General features: G+C 70.3%; 23 protein-coding genes. 9 read left to right on the top strand and 14 right to left on the bottom strand.

Translation table 11 applies throughout. The features are described 5' to 3' along the window. The first annotated feature begins 69 nt into the window (after nucleotides 1-69). The gene (locus ACFZBT_RS33660; RefSeq protein WP_391111828.1) at nucleotides 70-258 is read left to right on the top strand and encodes a hypothetical protein; all 189 of its coding nucleotides are present in this window, start codon (nucleotides 70-72) and stop codon (nucleotides 256-258) included. Here ACFZBT_RS33660 and ACFZBT_RS33655 read toward each other — a convergent pair. The 3 genes from ACFZBT_RS33655 to ACFZBT_RS33645 all read right to left on the bottom strand — a co-directional run bounded on the left by ACFZBT_RS33655 (nucleotide 253) and on the right by ACFZBT_RS33645 (nucleotide 3,364). After that, on the bottom strand, nucleotides 253-1,164 hold the full coding sequence (locus tag ACFZBT_RS33655) for a GntR family transcriptional regulator (protein ID WP_391111825.1): 912 nt from the start codon (nucleotides 1,162-1,164) through the stop codon (nucleotides 253-255). The genes ACFZBT_RS33660 and ACFZBT_RS33655 overlap by 6 nt on opposite strands. A 236-nt stretch (nucleotides 1,165-1,400) precedes the next feature. Continuing rightward, nucleotides 1,401-2,654, bottom strand: a complete 1,254-nt coding sequence (locus ACFZBT_RS33650; RefSeq protein ID WP_391111822.1) for a GNAT family N-acetyltransferase — start codon at nucleotides 2,652-2,654, stop codon at nucleotides 1,401-1,403. A gap of 77 nt (nucleotides 2,655-2,731) precedes the next feature. After that, a complete protein-coding gene (locus ACFZBT_RS33645) occupies nucleotides 2,732-3,364 on the bottom strand; it encodes an aerial mycelium formation protein (RefSeq protein WP_391111819.1) in 633 nt (210 codons plus the stop codon). Between the two features lie 212 nt (nucleotides 3,365-3,576). On the opposite strand from ACFZBT_RS33645, the gene dtd reads away from it, so the two are divergent. Next, complete coding sequence (dtd, locus tag ACFZBT_RS33640) at nucleotides 3,577-4,002, top strand: D-aminoacyl-tRNA deacylase (protein WP_030242984.1); 426 nt, start codon at nucleotides 3,577-3,579, stop codon at nucleotides 4,000-4,002. A gap of 52 nt (nucleotides 4,003-4,054) precedes the next feature. Here the strand turns inward: dtd and ACFZBT_RS33635 are convergent, their stop codons facing one another. From ACFZBT_RS33635 to ACFZBT_RS33625, 3 genes are read right to left on the bottom strand one after another with little or no spacing between them, the layout of a single operon-like run. After that, nucleotides 4,055-5,020, bottom strand: coding sequence for a YgfZ/GcvT domain-containing protein (locus tag ACFZBT_RS33635; RefSeq protein ID WP_391111814.1), 966 nt, complete (start codon nucleotides 5,018-5,020; stop codon nucleotides 4,055-4,057). Nucleotides 5,021-5,030: 10 nt separating this feature from the next. Beyond that, nucleotides 5,031-5,468 carry a transcriptional repressor gene (locus ACFZBT_RS33630; RefSeq protein WP_391111812.1) on the bottom strand — a complete coding sequence of 146 codons (438 nt, stop codon included), beginning with the start codon at nucleotides 5,466-5,468 and terminating at the stop codon, nucleotides 5,031-5,033. 15 nt (nucleotides 5,469-5,483) lie between these two features. After that, nucleotides 5,484-6,059 carry an FABP family protein gene (locus ACFZBT_RS33625; RefSeq protein ID WP_261680433.1) on the bottom strand — a complete coding sequence of 192 codons (576 nt, stop codon included), beginning with the start codon at nucleotides 6,057-6,059 and terminating at the stop codon, nucleotides 5,484-5,486. A gap of 234 nt (nucleotides 6,060-6,293) precedes the next feature. Between ACFZBT_RS33625 and ACFZBT_RS33620 the strand changes: the two genes are divergently transcribed. Further along, the gene (locus tag ACFZBT_RS33620) at nucleotides 6,294-6,656 is read left to right on the top strand and encodes a DsrE family protein (RefSeq protein WP_391111809.1); all 363 of its coding nucleotides are present in this window, start codon (nucleotides 6,294-6,296) and stop codon (nucleotides 6,654-6,656) included. 120 nt (nucleotides 6,657-6,776) lie between these two features. Here ACFZBT_RS33620 and ACFZBT_RS33615 read toward each other — a convergent pair whose 3' ends face one another. The 8 genes from ACFZBT_RS33615 to ACFZBT_RS33580 all read right to left on the bottom strand — a co-directional run bounded on the left by ACFZBT_RS33615 (nucleotide 6,777) and on the right by ACFZBT_RS33580 (nucleotide 12,085). After that, complete coding sequence (locus ACFZBT_RS33615) at nucleotides 6,777-7,037, bottom strand: DUF3099 domain-containing protein (protein ID WP_391111806.1); 261 nt, start codon at nucleotides 7,035-7,037, stop codon at nucleotides 6,777-6,779. Nucleotides 7,038-7,122: 85 nt separating this feature from the next. Beyond that, nucleotides 7,123-7,410: a DUF1416 domain-containing protein gene (locus ACFZBT_RS33610; protein ID WP_003991226.1), complete on the bottom strand. Its 288-nt coding sequence runs from the start codon at nucleotides 7,408-7,410 to the stop codon at nucleotides 7,123-7,125. Between the two features lie 42 nt (nucleotides 7,411-7,452). Then, nucleotides 7,453-8,298, bottom strand: coding sequence for a rhodanese-like domain-containing protein (locus ACFZBT_RS33605; RefSeq protein WP_391111803.1), 846 nt, complete (start codon nucleotides 8,296-8,298; stop codon nucleotides 7,453-7,455). A gap of 135 nt (nucleotides 8,299-8,433) precedes the next feature. Continuing rightward, nucleotides 8,434-8,514, bottom strand: coding sequence for a putative leader peptide (locus ACFZBT_RS33600; RefSeq protein ID WP_350310325.1), 81 nt, complete (start codon nucleotides 8,512-8,514; stop codon nucleotides 8,434-8,436). 204 nt (nucleotides 8,515-8,718) lie between these two features. After that, nucleotides 8,719-9,456, bottom strand: coding sequence for an LmeA family phospholipid-binding protein (locus tag ACFZBT_RS33595; RefSeq protein ID WP_391111801.1), 738 nt, complete (start codon nucleotides 9,454-9,456; stop codon nucleotides 8,719-8,721). A 398-nt stretch (nucleotides 9,457-9,854) separates the two neighbouring features. After that, nucleotides 9,855-10,937 carry a hypothetical protein gene (locus ACFZBT_RS33590; RefSeq protein ID WP_391111799.1) on the bottom strand — a complete coding sequence of 361 codons (1,083 nt, stop codon included), beginning with the start codon at nucleotides 10,935-10,937 and terminating at the stop codon, nucleotides 9,855-9,857. A 2-nt stretch (nucleotides 10,938-10,939) separates the two neighbouring features. Next, the gene (locus tag ACFZBT_RS33585; protein WP_391111796.1) at nucleotides 10,940-11,194 is read right to left on the bottom strand and encodes a MoaD/ThiS family protein; all 255 of its coding nucleotides are present in this window, start codon (nucleotides 11,192-11,194) and stop codon (nucleotides 10,940-10,942) included. 39 nt (nucleotides 11,195-11,233) lie between these two features. Further along, nucleotides 11,234-12,085, bottom strand: coding sequence for an alpha/beta fold hydrolase (locus ACFZBT_RS33580; RefSeq protein WP_391111794.1), 852 nt, complete (start codon nucleotides 12,083-12,085; stop codon nucleotides 11,234-11,236). Nucleotides 12,086-12,256: 171 nt separating this feature from the next. Here ACFZBT_RS33580 and ACFZBT_RS33575 point away from each other — a divergent pair, with 171 nt between their 5' ends. From ACFZBT_RS33575 to ACFZBT_RS33550, 6 genes are all read left to right on the top strand, one after another. After that, nucleotides 12,257-13,045 (top strand): winged helix-turn-helix domain-containing protein, encoded by a 789-nt coding sequence (locus tag ACFZBT_RS33575; protein WP_391111792.1) that lies wholly within the window; start codon nucleotides 12,257-12,259, stop codon nucleotides 13,043-13,045. Between the two features lie 147 nt (nucleotides 13,046-13,192). Further along, nucleotides 13,193-14,215 (top strand): substrate-binding domain-containing protein, encoded by a 1,023-nt coding sequence (locus tag ACFZBT_RS33570; RefSeq protein ID WP_391111789.1) that lies wholly within the window; start codon nucleotides 13,193-13,195, stop codon nucleotides 14,213-14,215. Between the two features lie 112 nt (nucleotides 14,216-14,327). Next, nucleotides 14,328-15,308, top strand: a complete 981-nt coding sequence (locus ACFZBT_RS33565; RefSeq protein ID WP_391111786.1) for a trypsin-like peptidase domain-containing protein — start codon at nucleotides 14,328-14,330, stop codon at nucleotides 15,306-15,308. A 58-nt stretch (nucleotides 15,309-15,366) separates the two neighbouring features. Continuing rightward, nucleotides 15,367-15,549: a hypothetical protein gene (locus ACFZBT_RS33560; protein WP_391111784.1), complete on the top strand. Its 183-nt coding sequence runs from the start codon at nucleotides 15,367-15,369 to the stop codon at nucleotides 15,547-15,549. A 106-nt stretch (nucleotides 15,550-15,655) separates the two neighbouring features. Beyond that, nucleotides 15,656-16,393 (top strand): response regulator, encoded by a 738-nt coding sequence (locus tag ACFZBT_RS33555; RefSeq protein WP_391111781.1) that lies wholly within the window; start codon nucleotides 15,656-15,658, stop codon nucleotides 16,391-16,393. Next, nucleotides 16,390-17,856, top strand: coding sequence for an ATP-binding protein (locus ACFZBT_RS33550; protein WP_391111778.1), 1,467 nt, complete (start codon nucleotides 16,390-16,392; stop codon nucleotides 17,854-17,856). The genes ACFZBT_RS33555 and ACFZBT_RS33550 overlap by 4 nt, the downstream gene beginning before the upstream one ends. Nucleotides 17,857-18,090 lie beyond the last annotated feature (234 nt).

Genomic DNA, 18,090 nt, shown 5'->3' with positions numbered 1-18,090 from the left:
TCAGAGTTGGTTGCCAACTCCCTTGAGTTGGCGGAAGTTTTGCTTCCGGACTTCCGAAGGGGGAAACCAATGCCCGCCCTCACTCTCCTCGCCGCCATCGCGGTCGTCGCCTTCGAGCAGTTCGTCCAGTGGAAGTACGGCCCGGCCGGCATCGTCGGCCTGCTCCTTCTCACCGTGGGGCTCAAGGCCAACAACTCGGCGGTCAGCTCCACGGGAGCCGTCGTGATCGCGCTGCTGGTCCTGAGGACCGCCCTATGAGCTCGTGAGCACCAGCTCCGAACTGATCGTCTCCCACAGGGCGTTGAACCACAGGTACGACTGCTCGACGAAGGTCGTGTCACGCGGCCCCGGTCCCTGCCGGAAGGAGAACAGCATCGACTGGGTGCCCCGCGCGTCGAACATCTCCCTCCGCTCATGGTCGATCTCGGCCTCCCGGCGCGTCAGCGTGTAGTACGCGAACAGCGCCTCCGAGCCGTTGAGCAGGTACAGCTTCACCGGCGGGGTGAAGGGCAGCGCCCGGAACGTGACATGCACATCGATGCCGTGCGTGGCGCGCAGGGCCAGCAGATTGTGCTGGAGGACCTGCCCCTGGGCGTTGCGCATGGCCAGCCACCGCTCGTGCACCCAGTCGTCGCCGCGCCCCCCGACCGGCACCGGGAAGGCGAGGTCGATGTCCCGGCTGGGCAGCAGGACCCGGACGTCGACCTTGGCCGGTTTCAGCCGTCCGGCGTGGATCTGCCGCAGCGGTTCGCCGATCGCCAGCGTGAGGGAGATGGAGGTCAGGCACACGGCGTCGATCTCGACGTGCTCCGCGGCGAACGCCGTCGCGATCCGGGGCGCGAGGCCCACGGTCGTGGGCACGGGCGGGGCCTGCGGGCCGGTCAGCGCCCTGGCGAGGTCGGAGGCGACGGTCGCCGGGCTTCCCTTGGACACGTTGGTGAGCAGCTGCTCGGACTGCAGGATGCGCAGCGCCTGGCGCACGGCACCGCGCTCGACGCCGAACTCGTCGGCGAGCTGCGCCTGCGTCGGCATGCGCTCACCGGACCGCAGCGCTCCTGACCTGATCCGGGCGCGCAGTTCGTCGGCCACCTCTTGATGTGTTCTCTGTGGCCGTTGCGACCTCTTCCGCCCATTGACGGAGGTGTGTTCCGGGTCCACAACCAAACAGTACAACTTCCCGCCATCTTCCGGCAGTTCAGCGCTAGGTGGTTATGAGACGCTTCCAAGCGGCTATAAGTACAGTGAAGTTGGTCGCCAACTTATGCCATCCACTCTCCACCTACGGGCCTCCCTTCCGGAGGGGAGCCGGGAGCCCGGCAGGTGAGCACCACCGCACAACAACCACAACCGAACAGCTCGCTACGGATGCGGGTCCCAGTACGTCGACAGAGGGGAGCGGCTCAGAACATGTCCGGGCACCAAGGCCGCCTGGACGTACGCAGCAGGGCGTCGGCCTTCCGGGCGGCGCCCGCTCGTTCTTCCCGCACCCGCCCCAGCGCCGCCAGCCGCACCGCCGACTCGTCCCCCAGCCACAGGGCCCCCAGCTCGCCCACCTCCAGTACGAGTTCCGCGCTCTCGGTGGTCTGAACGCAGGACGCCCCCGCTGCGGAGGCCTCCAGCCGGTACCGCCCACCGGTCAGTCCGTCCACACCGGCGACCTCCAGCACCAGCGACCCCTCCCCCTCGTACGTCCGCGCCTCCAGCGCCCGTACGACGTCCAGGATCCGCACCCACAGGAAGTCCGCCAGCGACGTGATCCTGGCCGCCCGCGGATCCGGCAGGAAGTGCGGGAGCAGATCGTCGGGCGCCCGCCAGCCGCTCTTCACCGTCACGACCCAGTCGATGGAGCAGAGGTAGTGCCACAGGGCGCGCTCCGCGGCCGGGGTCACTCCGATCAGCCCTCGCACGGTCGCCGTGTTCAACGGCTGCTTGGCCTCGCCCCAGTTGTCGTCCACGTCATAGGCGGCCATGCCCTCGACCTCGCCGGACGCCGAGCGGTACACGGCGAAGAAGGGCATCTTCCACGCCGGGTCGAACTTCACGGCGCCGGTGTTCAGCTTCCACCACAGCTCGTCGCGGTCGATGACACCGGGCTGGGTGCGGCGCAGCCGCTCGTGCAGTTCGGGGCCGAGCTTGCGGACGTCGTCGCCGTCCACCAGGTCGATCCGCCCGCCGTCCGCGGGCCCCGCCCAGCGGGCGTCGAGGCCGGTGCGCGGCACATCGACCGTCCACTCGGACATCCAGGTCGCGGGCCCGAAGCCGTACCGGCCGTAGATCGGGTACTCGGCGGCGATCAGCGTCGCGACGACGTCCCCGCGGTCCTTCGCGGCCGCCAGGTCCCGCGCCATCATCCGGCTGAGCAGCCCGCGGCGGCGGTGGGTGGCGGTGACGGTGACCCCCGTGACGGCGTCGGCCGGCACGCTCGCCCCGCCCACGGCCGTGAGCTGCTGCTCGAAGGACCGGAAGGTCGCCACACACCGGCCGCCGTCGAAGGCGCCGAGGAAGCGCCCCGGGACGAAGTTCCGGCGACGGCCCTCGATCTCCTCCGGGGAGACCACCGGCCCTCGCAGAAAGCCGGTGTGCACGGCACGCAGCCATTCGGCGTGCTCGGCTTCGTCGATGGGACGTATGTCGATGTCGGCTTCGCGGGTCATGGGCTCACGCTAGGCGGAGGGCCGGTGGGTGTCGCGCGGATTTCCGGGCACCGGCCCTCCCCCTGTCCGGCAGCGGCTCAGACGAGCAGGTCGTCGACCTGCGCCTCCCCTTCGCGGTAGCGGCGGGCGATCTCCGCGCCGCACTCGTCGGCCGTGCGCTGGAGCCGCCGGCGCCGCCGGGACACCTGCTGCTCGTAGCGCACGAGCCGTCCCATCGCCGTGTTCAGCTCCAGGTCCGTCCGCGCCCCCAGGTCGGACAGCTCGACCTCGCCGAGCATCTCCGCGGCCAGCCGCCGGGACTCCTCGCCCTGCGGGGTGGAGAGGGTCACATGGCGGGCGGAGGAGCGGTGCCGGGCCGGGGCGTCCCGCAGGATCTCCGCCAGCCGCTCGACGACGGACACCTCCGCGGGTGCGGCGACGGCGGCCACCTCCGCCGGTGCACGCCGCTCCAACTCCGCGCGCAGGATGTCGATCCGCCCCTGGAGCAGCCGCCGTACATAGCTGAGGTCGGCCTCGTCGCGCTGGGCCTCGCGGCGCACCGCGCGCAGCTCGGTCAGGCTCAGCGCGGTCTGATCGGGCTCGGGAGCGTCCGAGGGCAGCCGCGGGCTGTCCGTGCGCTGTGTGGGCGGCCGGTGGTACTCCGTCGCCCCGATCCCCGTGTACGTCGACCAGACAGCCCCCGACTGCTGCCCGGTGCTTGATGTGCTCATGTGCCTCAACCGTCCCCTCGACCGGTGTGTGCATGCATCGTGCCACCCCAAGTGGCCGCTATGGGAACGAGTGCCCCCGATAGACCCCAGATGGGCGGTTAAGCAGCAAAATACGGCCGAGCGCGGCCCGTTGGCGCCCGGCGCAAACCACCCGTTCGTGCCATCCGCACACCACCCGCGGCGTGACGTTCACCGCCCTGCATGATGGACGTATGCGAGCAGTGGTGCAGAGGGTGGACGGCGCGAGCGTCGTCGTGGACGGCGAGACCGTGGGCGCGATCGAGGGCGAGGGGCTGTGCGTCCTGGTCGGCGTCACACACGAGGACACCAAGGAGAAGGCGGCCCAGCTGGCCCGCAAACTGTGGTCGATCCGCATGCTGCACGACGAGAAGTCGTGCAGCGACATCGACGCCCCGCTCCTGGTGATCAGCCAGTTCACCCTCTACGGCGACGCCCGCAAGGGCCGCCGCCCCACCTGGAACGCCGCGGCCCCCGGCGATGTCGCCGAGCCCCTGGTCGACGAGGTGGTCGCCCAGCTGCGCTCCCTCGGCGCGACGGTGGCCACGGGCCGCTTCGGGGCGGCGATGAGGGTATCGCTGACGAACGACGGCCCGTTCACCGTGCAGATCGAAATCTGACCCGAAAGGTCTACAAGTCGTACGGCGCGACGACGACTCTCGGCACGAAGACCTACGGCTCGACGACGACTTCCTGGGCCGCGGCGGTGTCCCCGGCCACCAGCGGCGCGTCCACGGCCACGTTCCGCTTCACCAGGGCGAGGGCGACCGGCCCCAGCTCGTGGTGACGGGCGGACGTCGTGATGAAACCGACCTTCCGGCCGTCGGGCCCGTCGTCCGCGAGCCGCAGCTCCGTCCCGACGGCCGGCAGATGAACCTCACTGCCGTCCAGGTGCAGGAAGACCAGCCGCCGCGGCGGCTTGCCCAGGTTCTGCACCCGGGCGACCGTCTCCTGGCCCCGGTAGCAGCCCTTCTGCAGATGCACCGCCGAGCCGATCCAGCCCAGCTCGTGCGGGATGGTGCGGTGGTCCGTCTCGAAACCGAGCCGGGGCCGGTGCTGCTCCACCCGCAGCGCCTCGTAGGCCAGGATCCCGGCCGGCGGCCCGGCCTGCTCGGCGAAGGCCTCCAGCTCGGCGCGCGGCAGGAACAGGTCCCGCCCGTGCGGCGTCTCCCGCACGACGGCCCCCTGAGGCACCTCGGCGATGGAGCCGGCCGGCAGGTGCACCACCGCGGTGTCGGCGGTCCGGTCGGCGACCTCCACCCGGTAGAAGAACTTCATCGACTCCAGGTACGCGATCAGCGCGTCCTGGGTGCCCGGCTCGACATGGGCCCAGACCGTCCCGCCGTCGTCGACGAGATACAGGGCGTGCTCGATGTGGCCGTTCGCGGAGAGGATCAGCGCCTCGGTGGCCCGGCCCGCGGGGAGGTCGCTCACGTGCTGGGTGAGCAGCAGGTGCAGCCAGGCCAGCCGGTCCTCGCCGGTGACGGCGACGACCCCCCGGTGCGAGAGATCGACGAAACCGGTGCCGTCGGCGAGGGCACGCTGCTCGCGGAACAGGTCGCCGTAGTGGGCGGCGACGCCTTCGTCCACGCCCTCGGCGGGGACGGCGCCGGGCAGGGTCAGCAGGGGGCTCTTCATATACGTAAGCCTACGACTCGGTAGTTGAAGCCTTGAGCGCGCAGTCCTTACACCGGCCGAAGATCGCGAAGTGCTTCATGTCGGTGTCGAAGCCGAACGTCCGCCGCAGCTTGTCGGTGAACTCGGCGGCCACGGAGACATCCGCCTCGATGACGTTCTGGCAGTCACGGCAGACCAGGTGGAGATGGTGGTGCCGGTCCGCGAGGTGGTACGTCGGCGCCCCGTGTCCCAGATGGGCGTGACTGACCAGCCCGAGCTCCTCCAGGAGCTCCAGGGTCCGGTAGACGGTGGAGACGTTGACCCCCGACGCCGTCTTCCGCACTTCCACGAGGATGTCGTCGGGGGTCGCGTGCTCCAGGGTGTCCACGGCTTCGAGCACGAGTTGCCGCTGCGGGGTCAGCCGGTAGCCGCGCTGCCGCAGATCGCTCTTCCAGTCGGTGCTCACCACACCTCGAGTCTAGAACTACTTGAAGAAGGCGATGCCGTCGTCCGGCATGTCGTCGGGCAGGGCCTTGGCCCAGCGCTCGACCTCCTCCGGAGTGACGACCTTCTTCAGATGGGCGGACATGTAGGGGCGCAGCTCGACCTCGGGGGTCTGCTTCTCGCCGACCCACATCAGGTCGCTCTTGACGTAGCCGTAGAGCCGCTTGCCGCCCGTGTAGGGCTGGGAGGCGGCCGTGCGGGCCACGGCGTCCGTCACGAGGTCGATCTGGGGCTTCTGGTCGGCCAGCTCGCCGTACCAGATCTCGATGACGCCGTCGTCGCGGGTCATCGTCACCTCGACCTTGCGGTTCGCGTCGATGCGCCAGAAGCCGTGCTCGGACTCCAGGGGACGGACCTTGTTGCCGTCGTTGTCCAGCACCCAGGAGTGCGAGTGGTACTCCAGGAAGTCCCGGCCGTCGTGGGTGAAGGTGACCTCCTGGCCGAAGTTGCACTTCTCGGAGCCGGGGAAGTCGTGCACACCGGCACCCGCCCAGTTGCCGAGCAGGAAGGCGAGCGGGACGAGGTCCTTGTGAAGGTCGGACGGGATCTCGATCATGGGAACTTCCTAGACGGGGGTCAGCGCTGGCCCTGGTACAGCTTCTTCACGGTCAGTCCGGCGAAGGCGAGGACGCCCACGGCGACCAGGACCAACAGGATTTCGAAGAAGATCTCCACGGGGTGCTCCTTGAGCGGGTGCGAATGGGTGCACAGGGCCGGAGGCCAGCTTACGCGGGCGCCTTCGGCACTTCGATTCCGGAGTGGGCTTCCGGTCCGGACTAGGCTTCCGGCTATGGCGAAGAAGCTGGTGATCAAGGTGACGGCGGGGGCCGACGCCCCCGAACGGTGCTCTCAGGCGTTCACGGTGGCGGCGGTCGCCGTCGCCAGCGGCGTCGAGGTCTCCCTGTGGCTGACCGGCGAGTCCGCCTGGTTCGCCCTGCCCGGCAGGGCCGCCGACTTCGACCTCCCGCACGCTGCACCCCTGCCCGACCTGCTCGACTCGGTCCTGGCGGCCGGCCGCGTCACGCTGTGCACGCAGTGCGCGGCCCGCCGCGAGATCACGGAGAAGGACGTCATCGACGGCGTCCGCATCGCGGGCGCGCAGGTCTTCGTCCAGGAGTCCCTGGCGGACGACACCCAGGCGCTCGTCTACTGAGCCTGCGGGCTTGTGTCCGTGTGGAGGCAGAAGGGGTGCCGAGCCGGATCGAGCAGCACCCGGACCTCGGCCTGCGGCTGGGCTGCCGCGAGTCGCCCGCCGCACGCGAGAAGAGGCCGGTCACCGCGGCCGCTTCTTGCCGTCCAGCTCGTCCCACCACTCGTCGGACTGAGGGTCGCCGGACGGGTCGTCCCACCACCGGTCCTCCGGCCCCCGCCGGTTCGCGACCATGGCCGCCACCGGCGGAATGACCATGGCGACCACACACATCCCGACGGCCACGGGGATCGACCACAGCCGCACGACACCCCAGGCCAGAACAAAGAGGCCGATGCAGAGGCCCATCATCGCGAAGTACGTCCGCCGCCGTCGTGCGTACATACGTCCAGCGTAGATCCGGGCAGCCCGAAGGGCCGCACCCCAGGCGTCCAACCCGGGGGGTGCGGCCCTTGAGAACCTGTCGCCGTCAGACGGCGATCGCGACCTCCGCCAGTCCGCCCTGCTGGGCGACGACCGTGCGGTCGGCGGTGGCGCCGGGCACGAGGGCACGGACGGTCCAGGTGCCCTCGGCCGCGTAGAAGCGGAACTGTCCGGTCGCCGAGGTCGGCACCTCGGCCGTGAACTCGCCGGTCGAGTCCAGCAGACGGACGTAGCCCACCACGGGCTCGCCGTCCTTGGTCACCTGACCCTGGATCGTGGTCTCACCGGGCTTGATCGTCGAGGCGTCGGGGCCGCCGGCCTTCGCTCCACACATGTCGTTCTCCTGAAGGGGGTGATGAAAGGTCGGTCGGAGGTCTTACTTGTTGGCGCCGAGTTCGATCGGCACGCCCACCAGGGAGCCGTACTCGGTCCAGGAGCCGTCGTAGTTCTTGACGTTCTCCACACCGAGCAGCTCGTGCAGCACGAACCAGGTCAGCGCGGAGCGCTCACCGATGCGGCAGTAGGCGATGGTGTCCTTGGCCAGGTCGACCTGCTCCTCGGCGTAGAGCTCCTTGAGCTCGTCGTCCGACTTGAAGGTGCCGTCGTCGTTGGCGTTCTTGGACCACGGGATGTTCCGGGCGCTCGGCACGTGGCCGGGGCGCTGGGACTGCTCCTGCGGCAGGTGGGCGGGCGCGAGCAGCTTGCCGCTGAACTCGTCGGGAGACCGGACGTCGACCAGGTTCTGCGAACCGATGGCCGCCACCACGTCGTCACGGAAGGCGCGGATGGACGTGTCCTGGGCCTTGGCCTTGTAGTCCGTCTTCGGACGCTCCGGAACCTCGTCACCGGCGACCAGCTCGCGGGCGTCGAGCTCCCACTTCTTGCGGCCGCCGTCGAGGAGCTTGACGTTGTCGTGGCCGTACAGCTTGAAGTACCAGTACGCGTACGAGGCGAACCAGTTGTTGTTGCCGCCGTACAGGACCACCGTGTGGTCGTTGCCGATGCCCTTGTCCGACAGGAGCTTCTCGAAGCCCTCCTGGTCGACGAAGTCACGGCGGACCGGGTCCTGGAGGTCGTCGGTCCAGTCGATGCGGATCGCGTTCCTGATGTGGTTCTTGTCGTACGCGGACGTGTCCTCGTCCACCTCGACGATCGCGATGGTCGGGTCGTCCAGGTGCTCCTGAAGCCAGTCGGCGTCTACCAGGACGTCGCTGCGGCTCATGCTCTTTCTCCTCCGGGGCAGTTACGGCGGGGCGTGCGAGGTATGCGGGCACGCGCCCCTGACGGGGGCGGCGCACGGGTGCCCTTGATCCAGGGCGGCGGGGATGCGCGCGTCGGAGCAGGCCGACTCGGTCGCTCAGAAGGTGCGACAGAGCATGGCGGCGACGCGGCACAGGTCTACTGCCCGCCGCTTCGTGAGATCCGCCTGTCGCTTCATGCCCTCGATCGTAGGGACGGTCGGGCGCGCGTGTCACCGGTGTGTCGCATATTGAGACGCAAAGATCCGCCATTTGGGATCAACGACCGGCCCGCGCGCCTCCCGCACGGCATCCGGCCGCCTGCGTCCACCCTCACATCTACGCTACGGACTCCGCCGTCTCGCCCACCGGACAGCCCTGGTCGGTGCCGCCTCGCGCCTTGCCTACCCGGCGAGTCGGACGTTGGAACCCTTCACCGTGATCTCCACGCCGTTCGGCGCCGCCTGGACCGAGTCCAGCTTGATGCCACCGGGCAGGCCGTCGATCTTCTGCTGGAAGTCGGTGATCGCCCGGACCCGGTTCTCGGCGATGTCGACGCCGCCGAACTTGGGCAGGCCGTCGGCCTTCACCCGCACCTCGCCGTCGACCACCGTCACCGAGCTGAGCACGGAGACCGGCTCGGGCAGCTTGGTGCCGAGGACGGTCGCCTCGACGGTGACCTTGATCTTGCCGTTGCCGCCGTCGGAGAGGCCCACGACGTTGGCGGTGACGCCCGGGGCGACCTGGGTCGGCTCGGACTTCGCAGTCTTCAGCAGCTCGTCGTAGGCGATGGTCGCGGTGCCGGTGGCGCTGGTGGCCGTGGCGGAGCTGTAGTCGCCGGAGAACTCGACGCCCTGCATGTCGGCCTTGAGGTCGTCGATCCGGATCTTCTGGGCGCCGTTGCCCGCGGCGGCCTCGTAGTCCTGGATGCCGACCTCGATGTCGTCCAGGGAACCGCCGGCGACCTGGGTGAGGAACGGGAAGCCCTTGATGGAGACATCGGGGGTCGCCGAGAGGTTCTCCGTCGTCTTCAGACGGTCGGCGGCCTCGTCCTCGGCGAAGTTCACCGCGACGCGGTCGGCGATCACGAAGAGCCCGCCCAGGATCACGACGACGATCAGCAGTATTCGCAGTGCGCGCATACGGTGTTTCCCCCACCTCGGCGGTTGGACGGCGGTCCGTTCCCTGACGACCGGGTGGCCGCCCAAGCGTGAGGGTAACTCCGTGGGATGTGAGCGCCCGGGATTTGTCGATCATCTGTGACAGGCAGAAGTTCTACGTCGGTGCTGGGGCGGGGCGTCGCGCAGCTCGGCGCGACGAGGTGCCGCTGCGCCCACCCGTGCCGCCCCGAGCAGCACGCATGCCCGCAGCTGGGGCGCCGGCCCCGCACCCGTGTACGGCGAGAAGGGGCCGTGTCGGGGGGTGTCCGCCCGCAGTGGTTGGCGCGTCAACGCCAGTGAGTCGGTACGCAACCCCATCGCGCCAATCCGAGGACGGACACCCCCCGGCGCGGCCCCGACCCACCATGGCCCCGCAGGCGCTAGGCCAGGGCCCGCCCCAACAGGTACACCGCCGGTGCCGCAGCGGCCAGAGGCAGCGCCACGCCCGCCGTGAAGTGGACGAAGCGGGACGGGTAGTCGTAACTGGCGACCCGGTGGCCGATCAGCGCGCAGGCGCCCGCGCCCGCTCCCAGCAGGGCACCAGGTGTGCCGAGGCCCGTCATCGCACCGGCCGCGACGCCCGCGCCCGCCGCCGCGAGCAGCGCCACCACCACAGAAGCCGGGGTCGGCAACGGCAGGGCGCGCGCCAGGACCGCGACGGCCACCGCGACCGCTCCCACCGTCACCGCCTCCGCGTCGGCCGCGAGATAGCCCCCGGCCACGATCGCCAGCGCCGAGGCCGCGACCGTCGCCATCAGGCCGTACATCCGCTCGTCCGGGTCGGCGTGCGACCGCAGCTGGAGGACCAGCGCGAGCAGCACCCACACCCCGAGCGTGCCCAGGATCGCCGACGGCGAGCGGTCCGACACCAGCAGCGCCGCGTCCGCGGCCAGCGCCCCCGCGAAGCCCAGCGCGATGCCCTGCCGCGCCGGCCACATCCCGTTCAGCCGGAACCAGCCCGCCGCGGTGACGGCCTGGAGGACGACGAGGGGAACCAACAGCGCGTACGTGCCGACGGCCGCGGCACCCGCCAGCAGCAGCCCGAGCAGCGCGGTCAGCGCGGCCGGCTGCATCCCCGGCTCGATGATCGGCGACCGCCCCTCCGCCCGTGCCCGCTGCGCGTCGGTGACGCGCGCGTTCCCGCCGACGGTGGCGGGGCCGTACACGGAATCGGGAGCGGGAGTGCCGGGGGCCGCCTCGGGAGCCGGAGCCGCGTACGCCTGCGGCGGCAGATACGCCGTCTCCTCAGCCGCCGCCGTCACCGGCTGGTGTGTCTGCGTCTCCCAGGTCTGCCCCTGCCACTGCTGCGTGTACTGCGGGTGCTGCGGGTGCTGCTGAGCGGCGTACGGATCGTCGTACGGCTGCTGCCCGGGCCACGCCTGCGGCTGCGGCTGTTGTTGCTGTTGTTGCTGCTGGTGCTGCTGCCCGTAAGGGTCGTAGCCCCCATGCGGCTGGTTGCTCATCGTCATCCTCCTGCGAACGGCGGGAGCACCTCGACCGTGCCGCCGTCGGCCAGCCGTACCGTCTCATGCCCGCGGGTGCCCACGGGGTCACCGTCGACGAGGAACGAGCATCGCCGCAGGACACGCTCGAGTTCGCCGGGGTGTCGCGCGCGCACCCCGTCGAGCGCCTCGGCGAGCGTGACCGCCTCGTACGGCTCCTCGGCCACCCCGGCCGCGGCCTTGGCAGCGGCCCAGTAGCGCACCGTGACCTTTGGCATCTGCTTCCTCAATGAAACTCGACGGTGAACTTTGTCAGGCTAGCCCGCCCGGCCGGCGCCCCACGCCCCGATCCGGGCCAGCAGCTCGTCGCTCGCCGCGTGCTCGGCATGCCCCATGCCCGACTCGACCCACAGTTCGCCCTGGTCACCGGCGGCCGCGGCCAGCATGCGGGGGTGGTCGAGCGGGAAGTAGCCGTCGGCGTCGCCGTGCACGATCAGCAGGGGCGTGGGGGCGATCCTCGCCGCCGCCTCGACCGGGGAGAGGGGGACCGGGTCCCAGTCCCGGTGGTGGATGCGCGTACCGAAGCCGTACCGGCTCACCGCACGCCCCTCGGGCCGCGTGACCAGCCAGTGCAGCCGGCGCATGGGAGCCGTCCCCCGGTAGTACCAGCGTGCGGGCGCGCTGACGGACACCACCGCGTCCGTGCCGGCCTCGTACAGGGCCGCATGCCGCAGCACCACCGACCCGCCCATCGAGAATCCCACCGTCACCACGCGCGCGTGCCCGAGTTCCCGGGCCCACTCCACGGCCACCGCCAGGTCGAGCACCTCCCGGTCCCCGACCGTGGACCGCCCGCCGGACGCGCCGTGGCCCCGGAAGGAGAAGGTGACGACGGCCCCGTGCCGGGCGAACGCCCCGGCCACCCGCCGCACGTGCGGCCGGTCCACGGCACCGGTGAAGCCGTGGGCGACGACGAACACGGGATGAGCGGAAGGCGTCCCGGAGGCGTCGTATACAGCGGTACCCGGGTCGTATACGGCATCGATCGTCACACCGTCGGCGGTGCGCAAAAAGGCCCGCACAGCAGTCCGCACAGGCGTTCTGGCGTCCGTCTCGGAGTGCGGACGAACGGTGGAACGTGCCACATGACCTGCCGGACCAGAGCTCATGTGGGCTATTCTGCTGGGCAGAGGACTCGGGCAGCGTTGCCCCCGGGTCCTTTTGTGCTTTCGGAAGCGTTGTATACGAAGCGGGAAACCGCAGGTGTACGGGCCTTCGGGATCGCAGAGCTGTGCTGTACCAACAAACGTCCTCGCAGGGACCGAGGAGGAACCAGACGTATGAGTTCTCTGCTGCTCCTGACCAACGCCCTCCAGCCGTCGACGGAGGTGCTCCCCGCCCTCGGCCTGCTCCTGCACAACGTGCGAGTGGCCCCCGCGGAGGGCCCCGCCCTCGTCGACACCCCGGGTGCCGATGTCATCCTCGTCGACGGCAGGCGCGACCTGCCGCAGGTCCGCAGCCTGTGCCAGCTGCTGCGCTCGACCGGACCGGGCTGCCCGCTGATCCTCGTCGTCACGGAGGGCGGCCTCGCCGCCGTCACCGCGGACTGGGGCATCGACGACGTACTGCTCGACACCGCCGGCCCGGCGGAGGTCGAGGCCCGGCTGCGGCTGTCCATGGGACGGCAGCAGATCGTCAGCGACGACTCCCCGATGGAGATCCGCAACGGCGACCTGTCGGTCGACGAGGCGACCTACTCCGCCAAGCTCAAGGGCCGGGTCCTCGACCTCACCTTCAAGGAGTTCGAGCTCCTGAAGTACCTCGCCCAGCACCCCGGCCGCGTCTTCACGCGCGCCCAGCTGCTGCAGGAGGTGTGGGGCTACGACTACTTCGGCGGCACGCGCACGGTCGACGTGCACGTACGACGCCTGCGCGCCAAGCTCGGACCCGAGCACGAGTCGCTGATCGGCACCGTCCGGAACGTCGGTTATCGATTCGTTACGCCGGAGAAGCCGGAGAAGATGGAGCGCGCCACCGAGGAAGCGAAGGCGAAGGCGGCCAAGGCAAAGCAGGACAGTACGGACAATTCACCCGCCCTGGACGCGGCTGAAGCCCGCGCCAAGGCGTAAAGAGGCGTAAAGAGGCGTATCGCGGTGCCCGCCTGGGCATCGCTTTCCGCACGGAGTCGAGCGGGGCGCCAGGACAGCGGTCGGGATATCGTACGGAACCTCCTTTACGCCCTGCCCAGAGCGGGTATATCCGCGTAGACTCCGCGCGTGGCCAAGGTGACTCGGGATGATGTGGCGCGGCTGGCAGGGACTTCCACTGCCGTGGTCAGCTATGTCATCAACAACGGACCCCGGCCGGTCGCCCCGGCCACGCGCGAGCGTGTACTCGCCGCGATCAAGGAACTGGGGTACCGGCCCGACCGCGTGGCCCAGGCCATGGCGTCCCGGCGTACGGATCTCATAGGCCTGATCGTGCCGGACGCGCGCCAGCCCTTCTTCGGGGAGATGGCGCACGCGGTCGAACAGGCGGCGTCCGAGCGCGGAAAGATGGTGCTCGTCGGGAACTCCGACTACATCGGCGAGCGCGAGGTCCACTATCTGCGCGCCTTCCTCGGCATGCGCGTCTCGGGGCTGATCCTCGTCAGCCACGCACTCAACGACCTGGCGGCCGCCGAGATCGAGGCCTGGGACGCCCGGGTCGTGCTGCTGCACGAGCGGCCCGAGTCCATCGACGACGTCGCCGTCGTCACCGACGACCTCGACGGCGCCGAACTCGCCGTACGGCACCTGCTGGAGCACGGCTACGAGTACGTCGCCTGTATGGGCGGCATCGCGGAGACCCCCGTGGTCGGCGACCCGGTCTCCGACCACGTCGAGGGCTGGCGGCGCGCGATGGACGAGGCCGGCATCTCCACGGAGGGCCGCCTCTTCGAGGCCCTCTACAACCGCTACGACGCCTACCAGGCCGCCCTGAAGATCCTCTCCGGCCCCGAGCGGCCGCCCGCGATCTTCTGCTCCACCGACGACCAGGCGATCGGCCTGCTGCGGGCGGCGCGCGAGCTGCGCATCGACGTCCCCGGTGAGCTGGCGGTGGCCGGGTTCGACGACATCAAGGAGGCGGCGCTCGCCGACCCGCCCCTGACGACGGTCGCCTCCGACCGTCCGGCGATGGCCCGCGCGGCGGTGGACCTCGTCCTCGACGACGGCCTGCGGGTCGCGGGAGCGCGGCGGGAGCGGCTGAAGGTGTTTCCCTCGCGGCTGGTGACACGGCGGTCCTGCGGCTGCCCGTAGCCTCCGGCGGTTGAGCGGGGCAGGGCGCCTTTATATCGGGCATACGAGGTTCTGTCGGGCTTCTCAGGGAGCACTCAGGAAGCTCTCATGGTCGGGCGACAAGCTCTGAGACATGACCGAGAGCATGTACTCCCAGCATGGATCCTCTCCCGTGAACCCCGAGTGGCCGCCTCCGCCGCCCCACCCCCCGGTGGAGCCGGCCCCGCGCAAGAAGCGCCGCGGGCCGGTGGCCCTGCTCGCCGCCGTGGCGATCGTCGCCGCGGCGATAGGCGGCGGCACCGCCTACGGCATCCAGGAGCTGACCGGCAACGACACCGTCACCTCCAGCTCCACCAGCACCAACGTCGTGCCGTCCAGCCAGAAGGGCACGGTCTCCGGGGTCGCCAAGGCGGTCAGCCCCAGCATCGTCGAGATCAGCGCCGACTCCAACGCCGGGTCCTCCACCGGCTCCGGTGTGATCATCACGAGCGACGGCGAGATCATCACCAACAACCACGTCGTCGCCGGTGCCTCGCAGATCAAGGTGACGACCAACGACGGCAAGTCCTACACCGCCGAGGTCGTCGGCACCGACAGCAAGAAGGACCTGGCGCTGATCAAGCTGGAGAACGCCTCCGGCCTGAAGGCCGCGACGCTCGGCGACTCGGCCGGGGTGGGCGTCGGCGACCAGGTCGTGGCGATCGGCTCCCCCGAGGGCCTGACCGGCACCGTCACCAGCGGCATCATCTCCGCCCTCGACCGGGACGTCACGGTCTCCACGGACGAGAGCCAGGGCCAGGAACAGGGGCAGGGTCAGGGTCAGCAGGGCGGCGAGTGGCCGTTCGAGTTCGGCGGCCGGGAGTTCAACGGCGACACCGGCTCGGACACGACGACGTACAAGGCGCTCCAGACCGACGCGTCCCTCAACCCGGGCAACTCCGGCGGCGCGCTGATCGACATGAACGGCAACATCATCGGGATCAACTCCGCGATGTACTCGGCGGCGGGCGCGTCCTCGTCCGCCGCGGCGGGCAGCGTGGGCCTGGGCTTCGCGATCCCGATCAACACCGTCAAGGCCGACCTCGCGAAGCTGCGGGCCGGTTCCACGGAATGAGCTGGCTCGCAATGAGCTCGTCCGGAATGAGCTTGTGCACGGAGTGAGGAGCAGGGCGATGATCCAGCAGGTCGAACACACGGAGTCCGGCGGCGATCCGGCCGGGGTCGGGCTGGCCCTGGCGGTGGCGTACGAGCTGCACGCGCCGACGGGCCGGGCACCGGAAGTGGCGTCGGCGGCGGCCAAGGCGGCCCGGCGGGCGGGCCGGGCCGCCGCCCGACGCCGCACCGCACGGGCCTGACGTTCCTTCCTCCCGGCACCGCACGCGGTCATGCGAGGCTGAGACCGTCAGACAGCCCGGCCCAGCCCAGCCCCGCCCCCCCTTCACACCCGAGGACCCCGAGCCCATGAGCCCCGCAGACGGCGACCGTGACCCCCAGCGCATCCTGATCGTCGACGACGAGCCGGCGGTACGCGAAGCACTTCAGCGCAGTCTCGCCTTCGAGGGGTACGGGACCGAGGTCGCCGTCGACGGCGCGGACGCGCTGGTGAAGCACGCGGCGTACCGGCCCGACCTGGTCGTCCTCGACATCCAGATGCCCCGCATGGACGGCCTGACCGCCGCCCGCCGCATCCGCGCCACCGGCGACACGACGCCCATCCTGATGCTCACGGCCCGCGACACCGTCGGCGACCGGGTCACGGGCCTGGACGCGGGCGCCGACGACTACCTGGTCAAGCCCTTCGAGCTGGACGAGCTCTTCGCCCGCATCCGCGCCCTGCTGCGCCGCAGCTCCTACGCGGCGGCCGTGGGCGCGGGCGACCCGGCCGACGAGGACGCGCTCACCTTCGCCGACCTGCGCATGGACCTCGCGACGCGCGAGGTGACCAGGGCCGGCCGCCAGGTGGAGCTGACCCGTACGGAGTTCACGCTCCTGGAGATGTTCATGGCCCACCCGCGCCAGGTCCTCACGCGGGAGCAGATCCTCAAGGCGGTCTGGGGCTTCGACTTCGAGCCGTCGTCGAACTCCCTCGACGTCTACGTCATGTACCTGCGCCGCAAGACCGAGGCGGGCGGCGAACCCCGCCTCGTCCACACGGTGCGCGGTGTCGGATACGTACTCCGGGCGGGCGGCGCGGAGTGAACAAGGTCGCACGCCGGTTCCGCTCCCTGCCGATCCGGTCCCGACTGGCGCTGCTGGTGGCGGCGGCGGTGGCGTTCGCGGTGGCGGCGGTGTCGGTGACGTGCTGGTTCATCGTGCAGGGGAAGTTGTACGACCAGGTGGACGGGGACCTGAAGTCGTCCTTCCGGACCATGCAGGCGGACGAGTTCGACGCGCTGACGAAGACGTGTCCCCAGAACCCGTCGAACACGCTCGGCGGGGCGCCGCGGCCGCAGACCTACGCACAAGTCGTCAGGTCCGACGGCAAGGTATGCCGCTTCAGCAGTCTCATGCCACAGGTGAAGGTGTCGAGCGGCGACAAGGACATCGCGCGGAATCCCGACCCCAGAACGTTCCAGCTGCGCAACGGCACGGACAGCGAAGGCAATTCGGTACGCGTGCTGACCACGGCGGTCACCGTGCAGGACGGCCCGTTCGAGCAGGGCGTGGCCGCCGACTACGCGCTGGTCATCGCGGTCCCTCTCAAGGGGACCGAGTCCACGCTCAACGAACTGGCGCTGATCCTGCTGCTGGTCTCGGGCGTAGGGGTGTTCGGCGCGGGAGCGGCCGGTCTCACGGTCGCCAGGGCGGGCCTGCGCCCGGTCGACAAACTCACCGAGGCGGTCGAGCATGTGGCCCGCACGGAGGACCTGGACGTCCGTATCCCGGTGGACGACGACAGCGACGACGAAGTGGCCCGCCTCTCCCGCTCGTTCAACTCGATGACCTCGGCCCTGGCCAGCTCCCGAGAACTCCAGCAACAGCTCATCGCGGACGCGGGCCACGAACTGCGCACGCCACTGACCTCGTTGCGCACCAACATCGAACTCCTCACCCGCAGCGAGGAGACAGGCCGCCCCATCCCCGAGGCCGACCGCAAGGCCCTGCTCGCCTCGGTGAAGGCCCAGATGACGGAACTGGCCGCACTCATCGGCGACCTCCAGGAACTCTCCCGCCCGGACACGGGCCAGCACTCGGGCCGTACTCAGATCGTCGCCTGGCACGACACGGTCGAGTCGGCGCTACGACGTGCGCGACTGCGGGGCCCGGAGCTGCAGATCACGGCGGACGTACAGCCTTGGTTCGTCCGAGCGGAACCCTCCGCCCTGGAACGGGCGGTGGTCAACATCCTCGACAACGCGGTGAAGTTCAGCCCCGAGTCCGGCACGATCGAGGTCCGCCTCACCGCAGGCACCCTCACGGTCCGCGACCACGGCCCGGGCATCCCCGCCGACGAACTCCCCCACGTCTTCGACCGCTTCTGGCGGTCCCCGAGCGCGCGGGCCCTGCCGGGCTCGGGCCTGGGCCTGTCGATCGTGGCCCGCACCGTGCAGCAGGCGGGCGGCGAGGTGTCCCTGTCCCACGCGGACGGGGGCGGCACGGTGGCGACGGTACGACTGCCGGGGGCGGCGGTACCTCCACCGGAGGATCTGCCCTCGTCCTGAGGTAGGGGCGATCAGCTGAGCAAGGGGCCGAAGACCGCAAACGGGCCTGGCGAATGCAACCAAGATACTGCGACTGAAAGATCGTGACGCGCTTCACACTCCATACGGAGCGTGAGCGGAATTGATCACTCCGTCACCCGTCTTGCCCCCTTGATCCCATTCTTGGACAACCGCGAATGCATCAGAGAGTCGCCGGCGGCAAGCGAGGCTTGACCGGCGAAGGGCCATAAACAC

Origin of the sequence: Streptomyces sp. NPDC008137 (assembly GCF_042957035.1) — a bacterium.
Classification (GTDB): domain Bacteria; phylum Actinomycetota; class Actinomycetes; order Streptomycetales; family Streptomycetaceae; genus Streptomyces.
This window is presented reverse-complemented; position numbering and strand designations above follow the sequence as displayed.